The organism is Streptomyces sp. NPDC002133 (assembly GCF_040296405.1).
Taxonomy (GTDB): domain Bacteria; phylum Actinomycetota; class Actinomycetes; order Streptomycetales; family Streptomycetaceae; genus Streptomyces.
Genome location: NZ_JBEOXF010000007.1, coordinates 25,359 through 41,772, shown reverse-complemented (window position 1 = coordinate 41,772; position 16,414 = coordinate 25,359). Strand labels below are relative to the sequence as shown.

At 66.1% G+C, this 16,414-nt stretch carries 15 protein-coding genes and 2 pseudogenes; 7 read left to right on the top strand and 10 right to left on the bottom strand.

Annotated elements, in window-relative coordinates; all coding sequences use genetic code 11:
• Window positions 1-195: 195 nt before the first annotated feature.
• Genes ABT078_RS10830 through ABT078_RS10820 form a run of 3 tightly spaced genes read left to right on the top strand, consistent with a single transcriptional unit; the run spans window position 196 to window position 3,976 of the window.
• Window positions 196-2,676: a Tox-REase-5 domain-containing protein gene (locus ABT078_RS10830; RefSeq protein ID WP_351226104.1), complete on the top strand. Its 2,481-nt coding sequence runs from the start codon at window positions 196-198 to the stop codon at window positions 2,674-2,676.
• A gap of 53 nt (window positions 2,677-2,729) precedes the next feature.
• The gene (locus ABT078_RS10825) at window positions 2,730-3,446 is read left to right on the top strand and encodes a hypothetical protein (RefSeq protein ID WP_351226102.1); all 717 of its coding nucleotides are present in this window, start codon (window positions 2,730-2,732) and stop codon (window positions 3,444-3,446) included.
• Window positions 3,443-3,976, top strand: a complete 534-nt coding sequence (locus ABT078_RS10820; RefSeq protein ID WP_351226100.1) for a hypothetical protein — start codon at window positions 3,443-3,445, stop codon at window positions 3,974-3,976. The genes ABT078_RS10825 and ABT078_RS10820 overlap by 4 nt, the downstream gene beginning before the upstream one ends.
• 126 nt (window positions 3,977-4,102) lie before the next feature.
• Here ABT078_RS10820 and ABT078_RS10815 read toward each other — a convergent pair whose 3' ends face one another.
• Window positions 4,103-4,516, bottom strand: a complete 414-nt coding sequence (locus ABT078_RS10815) for an ATP-binding protein (protein ID WP_351226098.1) — start codon at window positions 4,514-4,516, stop codon at window positions 4,103-4,105.
• Window positions 4,517-4,603: 87 nt separating this feature from the next.
• Between ABT078_RS10815 and ABT078_RS10810 the strand changes: the two genes are divergently transcribed.
• Together ABT078_RS10810 and ABT078_RS10805 are read left to right on the top strand one after the other, a co-directional pair.
• A complete protein-coding gene (locus tag ABT078_RS10810; protein ID WP_351226096.1) occupies window positions 4,604-5,221 on the top strand; it encodes a DUF5753 domain-containing protein in 618 nt (205 codons plus the stop codon).
• An 11-nt stretch (window positions 5,222-5,232) separates the two neighbouring features.
• Window positions 5,233-5,424, top strand: a complete 192-nt coding sequence (locus ABT078_RS10805; RefSeq protein ID WP_351226094.1) for a hypothetical protein — start codon at window positions 5,233-5,235, stop codon at window positions 5,422-5,424.
• 203 nt (window positions 5,425-5,627) lie between these two features.
• Here the strand turns inward: ABT078_RS10805 and ABT078_RS10800 are convergent, their stop codons facing one another.
• Window positions 5,628-6,248 carry a hypothetical protein gene (locus tag ABT078_RS10800; RefSeq protein ID WP_351226092.1) on the bottom strand — a complete coding sequence of 207 codons (621 nt, stop codon included), beginning with the start codon at window positions 6,246-6,248 and terminating at the stop codon, window positions 5,628-5,630.
• A 344-nt stretch (window positions 6,249-6,592) separates the two neighbouring features.
• Here ABT078_RS10800 and ABT078_RS10795 point away from each other — a divergent pair.
• Window positions 6,593-7,199, top strand: a pseudogene (locus tag ABT078_RS10795) (dihydrofolate reductase family protein).
• 266 nt (window positions 7,200-7,465) lie between these two features.
• Window positions 7,466-8,998, top strand: coding sequence for a S1 RNA-binding domain-containing protein (locus ABT078_RS10790; protein WP_351226090.1), 1,533 nt, complete (start codon window positions 7,466-7,468; stop codon window positions 8,996-8,998).
• A 192-nt stretch (window positions 8,999-9,190) separates the two neighbouring features.
• Here the strand turns inward: ABT078_RS10790 and ABT078_RS10785 are convergent.
• The 8 genes and pseudogenes from ABT078_RS10785 to ABT078_RS10750 form a co-directional block, all read right to left on the bottom strand.
• Window positions 9,191-9,648: pseudogene (locus ABT078_RS10785) on the bottom strand (DUF4240 domain-containing protein).
• Window positions 9,649-9,758: 110 nt separating this feature from the next.
• The gene (locus ABT078_RS10780; RefSeq protein WP_351226088.1) at window positions 9,759-11,756 is read right to left on the bottom strand and encodes a LysR family transcriptional regulator; all 1,998 of its coding nucleotides are present in this window, start codon (window positions 11,754-11,756) and stop codon (window positions 9,759-9,761) included.
• 169 nt (window positions 11,757-11,925) lie between these two features.
• Window positions 11,926-12,570, bottom strand: coding sequence for a TnsA-like heteromeric transposase endonuclease subunit (locus ABT078_RS10775; RefSeq protein WP_351226086.1), 645 nt, complete (start codon window positions 12,568-12,570; stop codon window positions 11,926-11,928).
• A 289-nt stretch (window positions 12,571-12,859) separates the two neighbouring features.
• Window positions 12,860-13,513, bottom strand: coding sequence for an OmpA family protein (locus ABT078_RS10770; protein ID WP_351226411.1), 654 nt, complete (start codon window positions 13,511-13,513; stop codon window positions 12,860-12,862).
• An 8-nt stretch (window positions 13,514-13,521) separates the two neighbouring features.
• On the bottom strand, window positions 13,522-14,112 hold the full coding sequence (locus ABT078_RS10765) for a hypothetical protein (RefSeq protein WP_351226084.1): 591 nt from the start codon (window positions 14,110-14,112) through the stop codon (window positions 13,522-13,524).
• 32 nt (window positions 14,113-14,144) lie between these two features.
• Window positions 14,145-14,798, bottom strand: a complete 654-nt coding sequence (locus ABT078_RS10760) for a pilus assembly protein TadG-related protein (RefSeq protein ID WP_351226082.1) — start codon at window positions 14,796-14,798, stop codon at window positions 14,145-14,147.
• A complete protein-coding gene (locus ABT078_RS10755) occupies window positions 14,798-15,019 on the bottom strand; it encodes a hypothetical protein (protein WP_351226080.1) in 222 nt (73 codons plus the stop codon). The genes ABT078_RS10760 and ABT078_RS10755 overlap by 1 nt, the downstream gene beginning before the upstream one ends.
• 245 nt (window positions 15,020-15,264) lie before the next feature.
• Entirely contained in the window at window positions 15,265-16,371 is a 1,107-nt protein-coding gene (locus ABT078_RS10750) for a response regulator transcription factor (RefSeq protein ID WP_502981199.1), read from the bottom strand.
• Window positions 16,372-16,414: the final 43 nt, after the last annotated feature.

Here is a 16,414-nt window from a genome sequence, read left to right as displayed (position 1 = left end):
CCAAAGTGGGGCTCAAATACCCGGCCCCGAGGGGCTTCCCCCTCCGCACGACATCCCCGGAACGCGCATGTCACGTAACTACGCGTACCGCTTGGGCCTGGGGTTGGGTCCGGGGGCCCACGACATCGCACAAGGTCTGGCCATAGTCTGACCGATCTTCACTTTACCTACTGCCAGGACTGGTTGGGGTCACACATGTCTGCGTTCGGTGGCATACCTGCTTACGGAGGCGCCGTTCCGGCGCCGGTCGGGGGGCGGGCGGAACTGCCACGCCAGCTCCGCGTCGTACGGGTGCTGCTGCATGTCCTTTTCGGGGCAACGGTGTTGGGCGGACTCGGCCTGTTCGGCTCCGCACTCGCCGCGGATGCGATGGGTGGCCTGCTTCTCGGCCTCGTGCTGTACGCCGCCGCGCCGGGAGTCGTGGGCTGGGTGCTCGGCCGGCGAATCCAGGACGGTGGCGCCGGTGTGTGGATCAGCCTGATCGCCGTACAGGTGTGGCTGCTCATCGGCGGCCTCGCCAACATCGGGGACGGTTCGGGGCATGGCTTCACCGAGCTCTTCCTGCCGGCACTGATCCTGCTCTTCCTCCTGCAGCCGGAGAGCCGCGAGTGGTTCCGGCTGCCGGGACGGGAGCGGGAGTCGAGGCCGTGGCGCGGCTTCTCCCTCTCCCGCATGATCACCTGGCGGCGCGACCGGGGCCAGACGGCGATGGAGTACCTCGGGCTGGTGCTGGTCGTCGTCGCGATCATCGGTGGGCTTGTCGCCACCGGGATCGGTCAGGAATTGACGTCCAAGATCGGCGCCCAGGTGTGCCGGATCGGCGGCGGCTCGGACTGCGGCGACGGCGGCGCCACGACCGTGGAAGCCGGCGACGGCGAGGACTCCGCGGGTACGGACGGCTCGGGCGATCCGGGCGACGCAGAGACCGATGGCTCCACCGGCGCGGGCGGCTCGGACGCAGGCTCTACGGGTACGGGAGGTTCAACCGGAACAGGAGGCTCCACCGGAACAGGAGGCTCCACCGGGACCGGAGGTTCAACCGGAACAGGAGGCTCCACCGGGACAGGAGGCTCCACCGGAACAGGAGGCTCCACCGGGACCGGAGGCTCCACGGGCGGGACGGACGGCGGCCCCACCGGCGGGCCCGACGACGGCACGACTGGCGGCCCCGCCGGCGCAGGCGACACCTACCCCGAGACCCACAAGGAGCCCGAAGCCGCGTACGACGTCCCCGCCTCCGACACGGACGACGAAGGGTCGGACGACGGTGACGGAGGCGACAAGGGTGACGAGGAGGACTGCGGCGGCTGGGGCTTCTTCGGCTGCGCCTGGGACCGCACGACGCAGGTCGTCAAGGGCGTCTTCGTCGACGGTATCTGGGGCGACCTCACCGGCATCGTCGATCTCTTCAAGCCCGAAACCTGGTCCGGCCTCGCCGACTACGGCAGCCAGCTCGGCGACCAGTGGACGGAGGACTCCAAGGACGCCGGCGACAAGTGGGACAAGGGCGACTACCTCGGCGCTCTCGGCGACTGGGGCGGCGCCTCGCTCAACACCGTAGTGAAGGTCGGCGACGACATTTTCGTCGGCGACGAGGTTCGCGAGCGCTGGAACAACGGCGAGAAGACCCGTGCCGTCACCGACGTCGCCTGGAACGTCGGTTCCCTTTTCATCCCCGGCTACAACGTTGCGAAGGTCGTCGGCAAGGTCGGCAAGCTTGGCAAAATCGGCAAGATCGCCGCAGAAGTGGCCGAAGCCGCCACGGACGCGGGCGAGGCCGCGAGCCGTGCCCGTAGGGCCGCCGACGCCGGAGACGTCGAGGGCGCCCGCAAGGCGGCGAAGGAAGCCGACGACGCGGCGGACGAGGCCGAGGAGAAGGCCCGTAAGACCGGCTGCTCCATTGCCTTCGGACCTCCTCCACGCCCGGTGTTCAACGGTGTCGCCGGCTCTGGGACCGGCGTGCTCGCCGCAGGGCCCCCGGACCGGGTGATCCTCGCCGATGAGGGCTGCGACGAAGCGGCCAAGGCCAAGGCAAAGGAGGCCCGCGAGCAGGAAAGGGCCGCCTGGGTGGCAAAGAAGCGCGCCGAGGAGCCGGCCCGCGCGGCCAAGGCCGCGGCGAAGAAGAAGCCGCATCCCGCGCCCAAGCGCAACGACACGTCTGACCCGCGCAATTACAACCCGCAGCCGTGGGCCAAGGACCTGAACGACCCGCCCCTGGGCTCGGCCGACAAGGGCGACGGCTATTGGGCCGGCCGGGACCGCAACCCCCCGCCCAACTGGAGGAACGACTCCTGGATGCGCTACCAGGAGCAGGTCACCGGCACCGTGCGCGGCAGGGAGTACGTCGTCCCCCACCCCAAGGAAGGTGAGCTGCCTGTGGAGTACGACGGCTGGGACTCCGGCAGGCAGACATTTCTTGAGGCCAAGAACGGCTACGCCGATCATCTGACCCCTGACAAGAGCACGCTGCACAAGTCCAAGAAGGAAGAGTTCGTCGCCGAGGCGGAGCGGCAGGTCGACGCGGCGGGCGGGCGTACCGTCGAGTGGCACTTCTCCGACCCTGACGTGGCCAAGGCCACTCGCAAGGCATTCCGGGACGCGCGACTGCCGATCAAGGTCATCTATACCAAGCAGAAGCCGAACGAGGCCACCAGGAAGCCCGAGGCCTTCGACTAGCGTGGCATTGTGACGGCGTCCAGGCGGAGGACGAGAGGCGACGGAGGCAGGACATGCGACGTGTGGTTCGGGGCGCCTGGGGGCCCCGGGAGGAGTCGGTCGAGACGCTGGCCGGTCGATGGAAGCTGACGCTGGAACGGCTCACCGGGCTCCTCCCGACAGTCGTTTCGGGGCCCGGCGAAGTAGGAACGTGGCGGCACATCCGTGAATCCGAGCCTTTCATCAACTTCCAGCCGGACGAGGCATCGCTCCGCGGCGTCTTGCGCGATACTCGGGAGGCCGACGGATGGACGGACCGTACCGGCACCAGGCTGACACTCGCATCCGCAGGGGAGACGGGCTGGAACGCAGAACTCAGGGGCCGAGGGGGTGGCACCTCGGAGTTCCTGCTTCAGACGATGATGATCGCCATCGAATCGCCGGACGACGCCGAGATCCCTGACGTCGAACTGCTCACCGTCCTCGCCGAGGTGTGGGCGCCCGATTTCGGTGATGTGAGCAACGACGACGTGCTCGATGCTCTGGAGGACGAAGGCGGCTTCGGCCCCGACGAGCCTTCCGTCGGCTGGGTCGGCTACCTGTCTCCGGGGCGCGCGGCCTTGGTGCCGGACGGCATGACGGCCCCCCGGAAGGAGCTCGGCGTGGGCGGCATCCTCCTCGAGATCGCGCCGTACGGCAACATTGAGTCCGTCCTTCAGGCCAACCTGCGGCTGCGGGACTCCGGAGCACTGCAGCCGCTGCCCCGCCCCATGGAAAGGACCGCGCTGTGAGTGCCCGGGCCGGCGAGGTCTTCGATACGGACCGGGTGGTCTCGGACATCGAGGCGCTGCTGGCCCAGCCCGTACCGGCGGCCGGGCCAACGATCAGGGAGGACGAGCCGGTCCCGGATGGCGAGTGGGCTGAGACCAGGGGCGAAGGCTTTCTGATCATCCCGCTCTGGGAGGGCAAGAGCCTGACAGGGGTGTACGACCCCGAATGGACTGAGGCGGTGGAGGCAGCCGAGGCACATCTGGCTGTTCTCGTGCAGGAGTTGCACCGACGGTGGGGCACCCACCGGGAGGTGGCCATGCATCTGCCGCTGTTCCGGAAGCAGGCGGACGAGCCTATGCCGCCCCTGTTTCAGGCGCTGTGCGACAACGACAGTTACGGCGATCTGACGGTGTGGGGGCCAGTGCCGGTGGGCGACGAGCTCGGGGTCGACCGGTGGGTAGGCATCTCTGTCGGTCACAGCGACGGCGATGCCCCGCTCGTCATGGTGGCCGTCGTCAGCGACCGGCCGATCATCGAACTTGAGGAGTAGCGCGGACTCGATGAGCCCCCCGGACCGCCCAGGGGTGCGGCCTGGTCCCTGCGGTCCGCGGCGAACGTCGTGCCGTCACATCGTCCACCGCTCTCTGCGTGCGTGCAGCCCGCGAACGCTCGCCGCTCAGCGCGGCAGCACGACCCAGGACTTGGTCCCTCGGTGCGGCGGGCGCGCATCGCAGATCCCCCATTCACCGCCCCAATCGTCCACAACCGCGTTGAGCAGCCACAGCACCTTGCGACGTCGCGCATGGCACAGGGTTACGGCATCGGGGTCGGCGTGCTGCGCGTGCTGATCCCAGACGACGAGTCGAAGGACGTCGTCGCGGTGCCGAAGGGATAGGTAGACATCCTCCCGCGGGCTCAACCTCGCTGTCATGGCGATGAGTTCGGTAACACCATGCGCGATCGGGAGGACGTACGGGTCCAGGCGATGGGCGTGCAGCGCCGACGTGATGGCGTTCCGGGCGATCCCGGCGCTACGGGGCTCCCCGGGAAGGGTGAGGCTGAGTGCGAGACCCTCGCGGGGGTTGTCCACGGGCTGAGGGTCGACCGGGCACAGCGCATTGCACAGGAGAGAAGATATGAGTGCGCGGACACGGCGTACGTCGACGCCCTGGCCGATATGGCCGTTCACCGCGAACGCGGCTGGTGGGAGGAGTATCGAGGCACGCTCCCCCAGGGTCTGCTCGACATCGCCGAGCTGGAGTGGCATGCCGACCGCCTCCGCACCGCTCAAACGGTGCACCTGCCCGGACTCCTCCATACGGAGGACTACGCTCGCGCAGTATTCGGCGCGGTCCTTCCGCCGCTGTCCCGCCTGGAAGTCGAGCTGCGCGTGACACACCGCATCCAAAGGCAGCAGGTCTTCGAGCGCTATGAGCCGCTCGACTACTTGGGCTACATCCATGAAGCCGCCTTGCGCATGCAGTTCGGCGGCAGGAAGGTAACCCACGACCAGCTGGTTCGTCTGATTGAGGCTTCCGAGCGAGACCACATCACCCTGCGGGTTATCTCGGTCGAACGGGGCGCCTTCCCGGGCGCCGGTCATGCGCTCCTTTACGCCCACGGCGTCGTACCGCAGCTCGATACGGTGCAGCTCGACTCAGCCCATCAGCCCGAGTTCATGCACTCCGAAGCCCAGCTGCACAAATGCCAGGCCCATCTGGACTGGATGGATGAGGCCGCGCTGTCCCCCAAGGACTCTCGGGACTTCATCCACAACATCGCGCGCCAGCTCTGAGGGAGTTCAGCATGACAGAGATCAACTGGGAAGAAGCGTTCTGCGGTGGGGGGAACAACTGCTTCCGCCTGGGCACCGACGACAACGGCAACAGCTACATCGCCGTCCTCGGCCGGGAGGACCGTTTCCTCACCGACACCCATGAGGCCCTGCGGAACCTGATCCGCGACATCAAGGCCGGCAAGGCGGACCACCTTCTCTGAAGTGGGGCCACACATACGAAGGGGCCCGGTATCGCGAGCACGTCGCGATACCGGGCCCCTGTAGGATCTCGCGGCTCATGTCCCAGGGCATCGCACTGACCAGTGGGTTCTCGGGTTGTCTCACGTCGTGACCGACCGCTCGTGTCTCAGGACGGGTGGCATTTCCTCAGCGAGCCGCGGGTAGGGCTCGCGGCCGCGCCCACTCAGTTGTCGAACCAGACGACGAGCCGCACGTTGTCATCACCGTGCTGCGCGGCGAGCGCCTCCATGACAGTCCAGACCGATTTCCACTCGCCAGTTGCCGGAACGGCGTCTCGGCGGCGGATCTTCTCGGATCTGTAGAGGGTGTCGCCGATTAGCCATTCGGTCCCCTCGGGCCACTCTCGATCTTCGCCCGGCTGAAGGCCAACGGCTTGTGCGAAGCGAGGGCTCCAAGCGGCCTTCCCCGTCAACCTGAGCCCATCCGGGGTCTGCCGGTATTCGTGGAGTCGGCTGTCGGCCTTCTCAGCCGGCTCGTCCCAGTCGACTTCCTTGATCTCGGCCCAGGTGATCCAGGTGGTGCCATATGCCTGATCCGGCCCATACCACTGGGCGAGTCGCTCGAGTTCGGCGCGAACAGTCTCCGAGGCACCGGCCGGGAGTCCTCGGTCTGCAGCCAGCGGTCGGAAGTTGGCGTAGTTACGGACCCCGAAGAGGCAGCCGAACGCGTCGTAGTTCCTGGTGGTGTTGAGGAAGAAGAGGTCGATGGCGGCTCGCCAATCCTCATCCTCCTTGTGGAGGTGCCATGCTCGGCACTCGACGAAGCCACTGATGTCCGTTCCCATGCCAGAGATTCTGCAGCCGCCGTCAATCGGTTTTGGGGGTGGTGACCTGTCGATACCAGCCGGAGTGCCCGAATGGCAGCGCGACCGCGCTTCGTGGCCGTTCGGCTGTAGGGTCTCGCCGCCGATGACATGTCGATCTTCTGTGACCTGCTGGTTCTCTGTTGTCTCACCGCGATGTCACCCAAGATCAGTCTCAGATCGATGCCATTTCCTCGGCGGAACGATGAGTCTGCGGCTGAGCCACCGAGCACGAGGACTACATGTGAGCTCAGATCGCGCACCGATGAGTTTCCCGCGCCGCGCCGGTCTGTACGCGTGAGACCGACTCAGGGAAGGCCGGCGCCATGCGGAAACTGATCTACGGCATGAACCTGACCCTGGACGGCTACATCGCCGCGCCCGGCGACGACATCGGCTGGAGCGTGCCGAGCGACGAGCTGTTCCAGTTTTGGTCCGACCAGTTGCAGGCGACCGACCTGTCGCTGTACGGGCGCAAGCTGTGGCAGACGATGAGCTCCTACTGGCCGACCGGCGACCAGCATCCCAACGCCACCCCGGCGGAGATCGAGTTCGCGCGCCGCTGGCGGGACATGTCGAAGGTGGTGTTCTCCTCGACGATCGACAAGGTCGACTGGAACACCCGCCTGGTCACCGGCGACGCGGTCGCCGAGATCACCCGGCTCAAGGCCGAGGACGGCGGCCCGATGGACATCGGCGGCGCGACGCTCGCCGGGGCGGCGCGGCCCGATGGACATCGGCGGCGCGACGCTCGCCGGGGCGGCCATGCGGGCTGGGCTGATTGACGAGTACGTGCTGGCCACCGCACCGGTCCTGGTGGGCGGCGGCACGCCGTTCTTCACCGCGCTGGACAACTGGGTGAACCTCAACCTGGTGGAGACGCGGACGCTTCCCTGCGGCGTGATCCTGACCAGGTACGAGACGAGGCGCTGAGCGCCCGTCCTGGGTGACCCGGACCACCGCCCACCTACCCAAACGAGTGAAGCCCCTGAACTGCAAGTCTCATGGCAGTGGCATCAATCCATCTGCCAAGTGCCGTGAGATTCTGCCAAGGCTTTTGAGACCCTACAATTTTGTAGGATCTGGCGGCTCGTGTCATAGAGCATTGCTCTGACCGGCAGGTTCCTTATCTATCTCAGGACGTTGCCCTACGCCTCTGTCTCACCTCCCATGACATTTCCTCGCAGGGCGGCACGGGCGTGCTGGATGATGAGGCGGTGCAGCTCCCCTACGTCTACCGCGTCACCAAGTACGACCCCGCCGACCGAGACGAACACGGGCATTACACCGGTAGTGAGGACAACGTCAGCGATCACGGCAAGGTCGAGGCGTCCTATCTTCAGGCGGTCGCGGCCTTCGCTGGGGACACCGGCGTCGATCACCTGGCCGTACGTGAACCACAGATCCCGTCCTTCGCGCACTTCGGCGCGGAGTCTCCGGTGGACGGGTTTGGGCTGGACGGGCTCTTCTCTGCCGACCCGACCGGATTTCACGACGGGGCTGAGGTATCGCTCGAAACCGGGCTGGAACTGGTGCGTGCCATGTTGCGCGACAACGGCGCCTGGTGCCGGCTGGAGGCGGCAGGCACGTTCACGGTCCATGTGGGATGGGACCAGTATCTCTACATCAGCAGTATCCGGCCCTGCGAGGAGGCACTGGCCCGAACTCGCGCGCTGGGGCTGTTCCCGGAGCGCCAGGCCTCCTCTCCGTACGAGATGGAGACCGATGACGCCGATGTCCAGCGGCCCGGTGACGACGAATTCTGGGCCGGTCTGCGCTGGGCAGTCTCCGCATGCCTCGCCGGGCTCCTGGAAGAGACATACGTCGAAGGCGCCTCACGGTGGCACCGCCTCACGCGCGACTCCATCGATACGGTTCGCGCCGGTATCGCTCCCCGCGCGCGTCTGGCCGTCTGGCCGGACCTGTCCTCCAACATAGACGCGGTCCTCGGCACGCTCCCCACCGAAGGGCTCGTCGAATGTGTCTGGCAGGACAAGGACGGCCAGCTCCGTAGTGCCATCGCTGACGAAGACGAATTCCCGGAACTGGCCAAGAGAATCTCCGGTGCCAGCGCTGCGGCACTCCTGTCCATGTATGCCGATGAACGTGTGCCTCTGTTCACCGCCGTCATGCCTGACAGCGACGGAGTGGTACGGGCCCGCTGGCGGACCGAGCCGACGCCGAGCGACCGGAACTGGGCCTTCCTCAAGACCCTTCACCGAGGTGAGATCGTCACCGGCTCCGTGACCCAGATCGCCAGCTTCGGCGTCACCTTCGTGGACATCGGCGGCTTCGAGGCGATGATCAATATCCCTGAGCTGTCTTGGCGTCCCATCAACCACCCCTCCGACGTCGTTGCCGTCGGTCAGGAGATCAGCGCCGAAATCCTCGACGTCGACCCGATCCGCGAACGCGTGTCACTGTCGCTCAAGGCCCTGCACGAAGATCCGATGCTGCTGCTGACCGGGCAGATCGGCCAGACCATCGTCGGCCGCGTCACCAAGCTCGTACCGTTCGGCGTATTCGTACGCATTGAAGAGATGGAGAACGGTTTCGAGGGGCTGGTGCACAGCTCCGAACTGGGCGAGAGGCACCCGGACCATCCACAGCCGGTCGTCCAAGTCGGTGACGCACTGCCAGTCAAGGTCCTGGACATCGACCCGATCCGCCGCCGCATCACGCTGTCGCACCAGCAAGCGATCTCCGCTGACCAAAACGAACCCGGTGCCTGAAACGCGCATGCCCGGGAGCCGGATGCTCACAGACACATCGTCACCGATGGCATCCTTCACTGTTTCGTTGCGGCTCAGTGTGCGGTGTCACGGAGGTAGAGAGCGGCGAGCCGCGGGAGTCTGCGTCGCATCTCAACGGAGTCATCGAAGTCGAAGTCTTCGCCCATGTCTTCGGCGTCTTGTCCGGAACTGTCACGTGAGGCTGCGTACTCGTCCCAGGCCTCGTAGAAGTCCTTCCTCTTCGCCACCGGTGATGCGCTTGAACGCGTCGCTGGCTGCGTAGTTGACGTCCTCGTAGAACACGACTTCATCGTCGTACGCCTCTGCGGCGGCGATCACCGCAGGATGCTCAGCAAGACTGTCCGGGCAGGCCGCAGCCCTCTCGTACCAGTCGCGGCCCAGCGCGATCAGACCGGCGCGGAAGTCCATGAAGCTGTCGTCCGAGCAGCCGCCGCCGATGAGGTAGGCATTGCCCATACGTCCCATCGGTAGACGGCTTCGTGCACCTCGTCGAAGCGTTCCTGGTAGCGGAGGATGTCGTCCTTGGCACGGGTGGCCAACTCGTCAACCAGGGCTTCGACGAAGGGCTTGTCAGCTGTGCCGGCCGAGCGAGCGGCCTCGATGATGGTCCAGAACTCAGAGGTGTCCATGGCTGGGAACTCTGCCAGCCGGGTGTGACAACGGCTCCTGCTGGGGCGGATGGCTGTCGCTGTGATCACGGCGACGACCGCGACGACCTTCGCTCCGAATGGTGTCAGCGTTATGCCTCGGACAGCCAACTCGTTGCTGCTCTGACGACCCGCTTGCCGAGTGGCGTGAATTTCATGGGCCGGCCCCGTTCCGCTCGTTCGAGTAGCGGGCCGCCCAGTTCGCGGGCCAGGCGGTTGATCTGAGTGACGAGGGTGGGCCCGTTGACGCCCATGTCCCGGGCTGCCGCGCCGAGGGTGGGATAGGCGGAAGCTTTCACGAACCGCCGGAGGCGTTCTTCAGCGGCGAGGCCGTCCAGTGCGGGTCGCAGCAAGCGGGGAGCCTGTCTGGCTCTCTCCCGGATACGGAGGCTCTCGTCATGGCTGGCGCCGCCGCGAGGACGCAAGGGGATCTCGTGCATCCTGGCCCACTTGGCGACGTTCGACATGGTCATACCGGTCTCCTCGGCGATGTCGGCGAGGGTGCGACGGCGTGTGACGTACTGCTCGTGAAGCCATTCGCGGGTGATCTCCTGACGGTGTCGGTACTCCTTGGGAGTACGGATCGGGATCTTGTACTCGTCGGCGATACCTCTGATCACGTCGGCCTGGACACCGTAGAGCTCTCCAATGGCACGCAGGGACATCCGCTGATCGATGTAGAGCCGCGCGAAGGTGGCCGAGTTAAGGACTTCGCGGACAGGGTCGGAGACGGGGGCGGGCCACGCACGTCGTTCGCTTGTATCGGGTGCCGGGTGCCGGTCGAGGAGGCAGCGCACGACGTCGATCGTCGTATGCAAGCGGGCGGCGGCCTGGGTGGCCGTCATTTCTTCATGGCGGATCAGCCTGTGCAGCTCCATGATGTCGATCTCAGAGGGGCGATGTCCGGGCAGGCTGAGGTCGTGGAGGAGATCGTCCGGTGGGTACCAGGTCACGGGTTCGTCGGTGATGCGGTTGCGCTGTAGGAATCCCTCGGCAGCGTGGTCGAGATGCCCGAGAAGCTCAGGGGTCAACCGGAGGTAGCGAATGGCGTGTTGGCTGCGAGCGGAGTTGTTCTCGGGGGTGCAGGTGGAGGGCGCCATTCGGGCGGGCAGGCCGCTGATGCGCAGGAACACATAGCTTCTGAAGAGCCGGGCGAGGGTGCCTGTGCTGCGGACGATGTCGCATTGCCGGGCGATATCGAACCATTGGCCGTCAGGGAGCAGGAGGGTGTAGTCGAGGCGTCGGCGCCGCTCGTAGTCGATCGGGGCGGGGCAGGTGTCGAGGTAGTCCGCGATATGGATCAGTGCGGCCTGGATGTCTGGCCACTGCTGGTGTTCTCGCAGGTGGCCGAGCATTCGGGAGGACATGAATCCGGTGGTGGCCTGGCCCAGGCGTTCGGCGATGACGTCGATGGACTGACGGTTGCCGACGAGCCCGATGAGACAGGACAGGGCAGGTCGCATGATCCGGTGATCGTGGAGTTCGGGCGGTGCGAGGGGCAGGGCGAGTTCGGGCCAGAGTGCGGCAGGGAGTGAGCGGAGACGCTGGGCGGGGATGTGGTCTGGCTGGGTCCCTGGGTGGAAGGTCTGAACGCGGTAGCGGAGCTGGTAGACAGCCTGGAGCTGTGGGCCGATGGCCGCGAGCTGGACCGCGCGGAGGACTTCGGTGGTGCCCGTGCCCCAGGGGGCGAGCAGGCTTCGGCCCGGTGATGGGCGCGACTCGCGTTCGGCTTGGATGATCCAGCGTGCGGAGGTTCCGGCTTGCTGGATGTCCAGTCGGCTGAGGATGTCTGCGGCGAGAACGACACCGGCCGCAGTCATGGCAGCGCTCTTCGGGGTGTGCATCCCCAGGGACTGAATGCCGACGTCGGTCGGGGTGAGAAGGGCGTTCAACTCATCGGTATTGATGGGGAGGTCCGCGAGAAGGCGTTCGGCTAGGGATTGACGGGGAGCGTGGAGGAGGATCTTTCCGACGAGCGCTCGCAGGTCAGCGAGGGCTCCGAGTGCGGATTGCGGATGGTCGGTGTAGGGGCCGAACGCTGCGGTGCCGGAGTCGGTCATCGCGTAAACGAGCCGCTGTGCGTCCAGCACGGGATGATCGGCGTCGAGGAGTGGGGTGGACGCCTGGGCCAGATCGGCGTCGCAGCGCCGTCGGCCGGGACCGGTGGCCCCGCAGTGGTCGCAGCCATCTGCACCACCTCGACTGTCTCCCTGTCGTAGCGGAACCGCGTGCCCACCCCGACCCTTGCTCCAGCGCCGCTCATGCCGACCTCCGGCACACCCGCGACGGGTCGAGTGGGCGATCGAGATCCACGAGGAGCTCATGAGTCCAGAGCAAATGGTGGACAGCAGAGCGCACTTCCGGCTCGGCACGTCCAGGGATCCGACTCGTGATCCGACCCAGCGGAACACCATCGAGTTCGGCGCCACGAAGCTCGTCCAGGAGATCGGTGTCGAACAGCCAGGATCGGCGGTAGCCGGCCAGAAAGCGGATGTTCTCCAGCTCCGCCGGTGACGGCTCGCTCCAGACCTCGTATTGCCAACCGCGCGACTCCACTGCCCCGCGGGTCCAGTCGAAGGTAAAGGCCACCTCAGGCTTGGGCACGCGACGCAGCGGCTTCACGTCCACCACTACGGGCCCTTGCTCGGTGATCAGCAAGTAGTCCGGGATGTGCTTGCGAACCTTCCCCTCCAGCGTCGCCTTCAGCAGGAAGGGCTGGGCCACGATGTGGCGTACGGAAGGATCAAAATCTGCAAAAAGGAAACGTGCCAACTCAAGCCGTGACTCGTAGATCACGTGGTCTTTCGTCGTCGCCGACCAGTAGATGCCCGAGTAGTGCTTCTGCCCCTTGAACCAGCGGAACGTTCGCCATGGCGCCGCCGACGCCAAGAGCTCGACGGACACCTCGCTCCAGGCCCGGTCCTCAACCACTGCGCGCCCCTCGGGACGGACGCTCACAGACGCAGCCAATTCCCCCACCGCTAACCCCCAGCCACAGATCAACTTCCTGTGCAGCCAAGGTGCCAGCGCGGCGAACGCAGGCGGGATGAATCCCTGCTCTCGCCACCCGAATGGGTAATGCTCCGACCTGCGAGTCTCACGGCGGCGGCATAAGTGCCGCCGCCGTGCAGTTCTCGCTGAGATCATGCAGCGAGTTTTGAGACCCTACACCCCTTCTGCGTGAGCGCCAGCTCTAGGCGCTCTCACCGCGCGGGAAGGAGACCTCCACCCGGCGGTTCTTCTTGCGGCCCTCTTCCGAGCTGTTGTCGGCGATCGGGTACTGCTCGCCGTAGCCGCGGATCTCGAAGGTGATCGAGGTCGACCCGAGCTCCTTGTTCAGCACTCCCTGCACAGCGTCGGCGCGCTGCTTGGACAGCACGTCGCCATGCGCGGCGGAACCGAGGTTGTCAGTGAAGCCGAAGACGCGGACCTTTGCGGCGTTCTGCTTCTTGATCTCAGCAGCGATCGCGGCGATGCGGGAGTTGGCAGCGGGGCTCAGCTTTGCGCTGTCCTTGCCGAAGAGGACCTCGGCCTGGAGAGCGAACTTGACGGACTCGTTCGAGTCCTCGCGGCGTTCCTCGCCGCCCTCGTCCTCGACCACCTGAACGATGTCGAGAACCTTGGCCGCGGCGAGTGTGGCGCCGTCGGCCATCTTGAGGTCGGGATCCTGAGCGTCGACCTCGACGGGCGGCTTGGCCGATGCTTCGGTGCCGGGGGGCACGCTCGGGCCATCATCGGCAGTCGCGGTCGTGACTCCACAGACAGTCGCGCCAGCAATCAGCACGGCCGCAGCAAACGCACGTCCCGCAAGATGCGTCGACTTGCACTGAGTACGGGTGTAGGTCATCTCTGCCATCACCCAGAGATCTTCAGGGATGTGGTAGCGAAGGTCGGAAGGTTGAAGTCAACCTCAGTCGTGGTGTCCGGCGGAGCCGGGAACTGCATGAAGACCGGCGTCGACTTGCCGGGCTGAAGCGGCCTGATCTTAGTAGTGCAGAGGCAACGCCCGTCCGTGTCCCGGAGGACGTAGTAACGCTTCTTGCCAGCCTTATCAACCAACGTTGCTCCGCCCACGGAGTTGAGGTTGTTCCTCACAATGGCGCTTTCATTGCCGGCCCAGGCCGCAGGGTTGATCGACTGATCGCCATCGTTCTTGATCTCGCCTTGGACCGTAACGAAGCCACCCGAATCGCGCTTTACCTCATTGACAACGAGTACCGCCCCGCCCTGGCCCTTGACCTCGGCCAGCTTCACATTCGGGTCCACCTTCTCCCCGGCCGCAGTGTCATTCTGCGACCCCTCACTGCCCGCTGGTGCGGATGACGAACCAGTCTCCTTCGACTTGTCGTCATCACCTCCGCAACCGGCGACGGTAAGGGCCAATACCGCCGCCATCGCCCCAGCTGCCACTACCCTTCGGGGCTTCGTGGTGAGCCGAATGTTCATGGATACCGATTCCTTTTACTCGTCGTTCGTTGTCAGTCGACCAGATGTACGGCGAAGAAGACCTCCGCCAGTTCTTCCCAGGGGTCCAGGTTCAAGGGATCGAGTAGAAACGAGTCGCGGCCGTCGCACTTGAAGGCGATCGGTCCCGGGTTGTCCTTGTTCTCATCGGGACCACCACCGTTACCCGGCTTGTCTTCCTTGTCCGCGGGCTTCCAGGAGCACCGGAACTCGACCACCGCAGTTGCCTTGGCCGTCGCGTGCCTCGTCTCCGTACCCGGGATCACGGAATCGCCGACGGTGTAGCGGGTCTCGACCTCCACCGTGACTTCGTCCCGCATGAACCCGCTGTTCCACTGGCAGCCACCAGGAACCACGTCGGAGCGGTTCTCCGCAGCAAAGTACTGGGCCCGATTACACGGCGCGCCCGAACCGAAGTGGTTGCCTTCGAAGAATTCGTCCAGTCCGCCCGGCAGTAGGAGCGCGGCGAGGAAACCCGGCCCCATCTGGTCGCGAGCCTCCTGAGCCGCCGCGAGCGCGGCAGCATCCGCAGCACCCTGAGCCCCGTTGCGGGTGGCTGATGCCTTGCCGACCGTAAAGAAAACGAACGCGAGGAAGAGCAGGCCTGCCACCATCATGATGTAGATGGGGAAGGCCTGCCCTCCGTCACGGCGTTGACGCCCAATCATTAGCCAGCCGTGATCTCGTCGACCAGGTTGGTGATGCGCTCCGTGATCGCCCCACCGATGCCCGAGGCCACCATGCCACCGATGATCGCGACGACCACCAGGATGATGCCGAGGTACTCGAAGGCCGTCTGGCCGCGGTCGCTGCGCGCCTTGATCTTGGAGACGGCGGTGCTGGCCCAGCCGTTGACGCGGACGGCGGTCTTCAGGGTGATGTTCGACATGGGATTCCCCTCCAAGTTCGGCCGACCGCTTGTCGGCCGACGCGTAAGTCTCTGTGGTGTCTTCGGCGGTTCCGGCTTCCTCCTGGCCGGTGCCGCTTTCGACATGAGAAACGTACGCCGGGACAACCCCTGCACCAGAGGGTCCCAGGGCCCAATCCCGGGCCCAAAGCGAAGCTTGGGCCCTCCCGGTGCGGGTCTGGGCCTCGGGGCCCAGAGCCACCATGCCCTCTCCCTGCATCCCCCGCTCAGCCATGGTTGCCCGTCCCCCTCAGGCCATGTCCCGACGCCGGCGCCGTGCCGAGCCACCGGGCGATCGCCTCGCTGCGGCTTCCGCTGTGCAGCTTGGTGAAGATCCGGTTGATGTGGTTCTTGACCGTCTTCTCACTGATGAAGCAGGTGGCGGCGATCTGCTGATTGCTCATTCCGGAAGCAATCAGGTCCATGACCTCCACCTCCCGCGAACTCAGCCCGAACTCTTCCCTGTTCGGAGGGCCGCTCGCCCCCCCTGCACTGGAAGACTTTGCCACAACAGATTGCATTTGCGAAAGACCCTGTGCCTGAACGGCAGGTTGTGCCGCCGGCGGGACGGCCGGAGGAACGGGGCCGTGCAGGCCGGTGTCGTGCCCCTGAGGTCCCGTCGGAGCATGCCCGTCGTGGCCGGGGCCCGCATACGGAACCCCCGTCGTGAACGCGGCTCCCAGCCCTTCGGGCAGCGGCTGCCCGGGCCCGCCTCCCGGACCAGGCGGACCCTGCCTCATGTGTGCCAGCAGGGCGTTCGCTGCAGTGACCGTGAAGTGGGCCCGGCCACTCTTGATGTCCTGTACCGCCTGGACGAGCTGGTCCGCGGTGAACTCACCATGCACCAGATAGCCGCCGGCACCCAGGCGCAGCGCCTCGTGCACGATCTCGCTCTCCCGGCTGTACGTCAGCATCATCACGGGTGCGACACGAACCAGATGCGGCAGCGCTGAAATGCCGTCCACTCCAGGCATGCGGACATCCAGCAGAACCACGTCGGGCCGGTGCTGTACAGCCGCCTCGTATGCCTGCCGGCCGTCTGCGGCTTCCGCGACGACGTCGATGTCGTCGCGGCCGGAGAGCAGCACGCCCAGGCCAGCCCGGACCACCGGGTTGTCATCGGCGACCACGACGCGTAGGGGCTGTGGCGCCGGCGTCTCGGGGGCAGCAGGGAAAGCGGGCATCGCTCCGGATGCCGCGGCCTGCTGTGGAGTGGGAAACCCGGAGGAGCTTTGCTCCGAGCTGAGCGGGGTGCCGTGCGAGGACGTGTGCTGGGAGACATGGGTCTGCTGAGCCCAGTTCTGTCCCGACGTGCGGGAGATGTCGTCAGGCATCGTGCGGCCTCCTCTCAAGGTGTTGGGGACAGTGGGGGGGAGC

Coding starts and splice junctions, on each gene's coding strand:
- ABT078_RS10755 (WP_351226080.1), bottom strand. CDS start 15,019: ATGTCGAACATCACCCTGAAGACCGCCGTCCGCGTCAACGGCTGGGCC.
- ABT078_RS10830 (WP_351226104.1), top strand. CDS start 196: ATGTCTGCGTTCGGTGGCATACCTGCTTACGGAGGCGCCGTTCCGGCG.
- ABT078_RS10800 (WP_351226092.1), bottom strand. CDS start 6,248: ATGGGAACGGACATCAGTGGCTTCGTCGAGTGCCGAGCATGGCACCTC.
- ABT078_RS10760 (WP_351226082.1), bottom strand. CDS start 14,798: ATGATTGGGCGTCAACGCCGTGACGGAGGGCAGGCCTTCCCCATCTAC.
- ABT078_RS10810 (WP_351226096.1), top strand. CDS start 4,604: ATGGCCGTTCACCGCGAACGCGGCTGGTGGGAGGAGTATCGAGGCACG.
- ABT078_RS10805 (WP_351226094.1), top strand. CDS start 5,233: ATGACAGAGATCAACTGGGAAGAAGCGTTCTGCGGTGGGGGGAACAAC.
- ABT078_RS10765 (WP_351226084.1), bottom strand. CDS start 14,112: ATGAACATTCGGCTCACCACGAAGCCCCGAAGGGTAGTGGCAGCTGGG.
- ABT078_RS10825 (WP_351226102.1), top strand. CDS start 2,730: ATGCGACGTGTGGTTCGGGGCGCCTGGGGGCCCCGGGAGGAGTCGGTC.
- ABT078_RS10770 (WP_351226411.1), bottom strand. CDS start 13,513: ATGACCTACACCCGTACTCAGTGCAAGTCGACGCATCTTGCGGGACGT.
- ABT078_RS10750 (WP_502981199.1), bottom strand. CDS start 16,371: ATGCCTGACGACATCTCCCGCACGTCGGGACAGAACTGGGCTCAGCAG.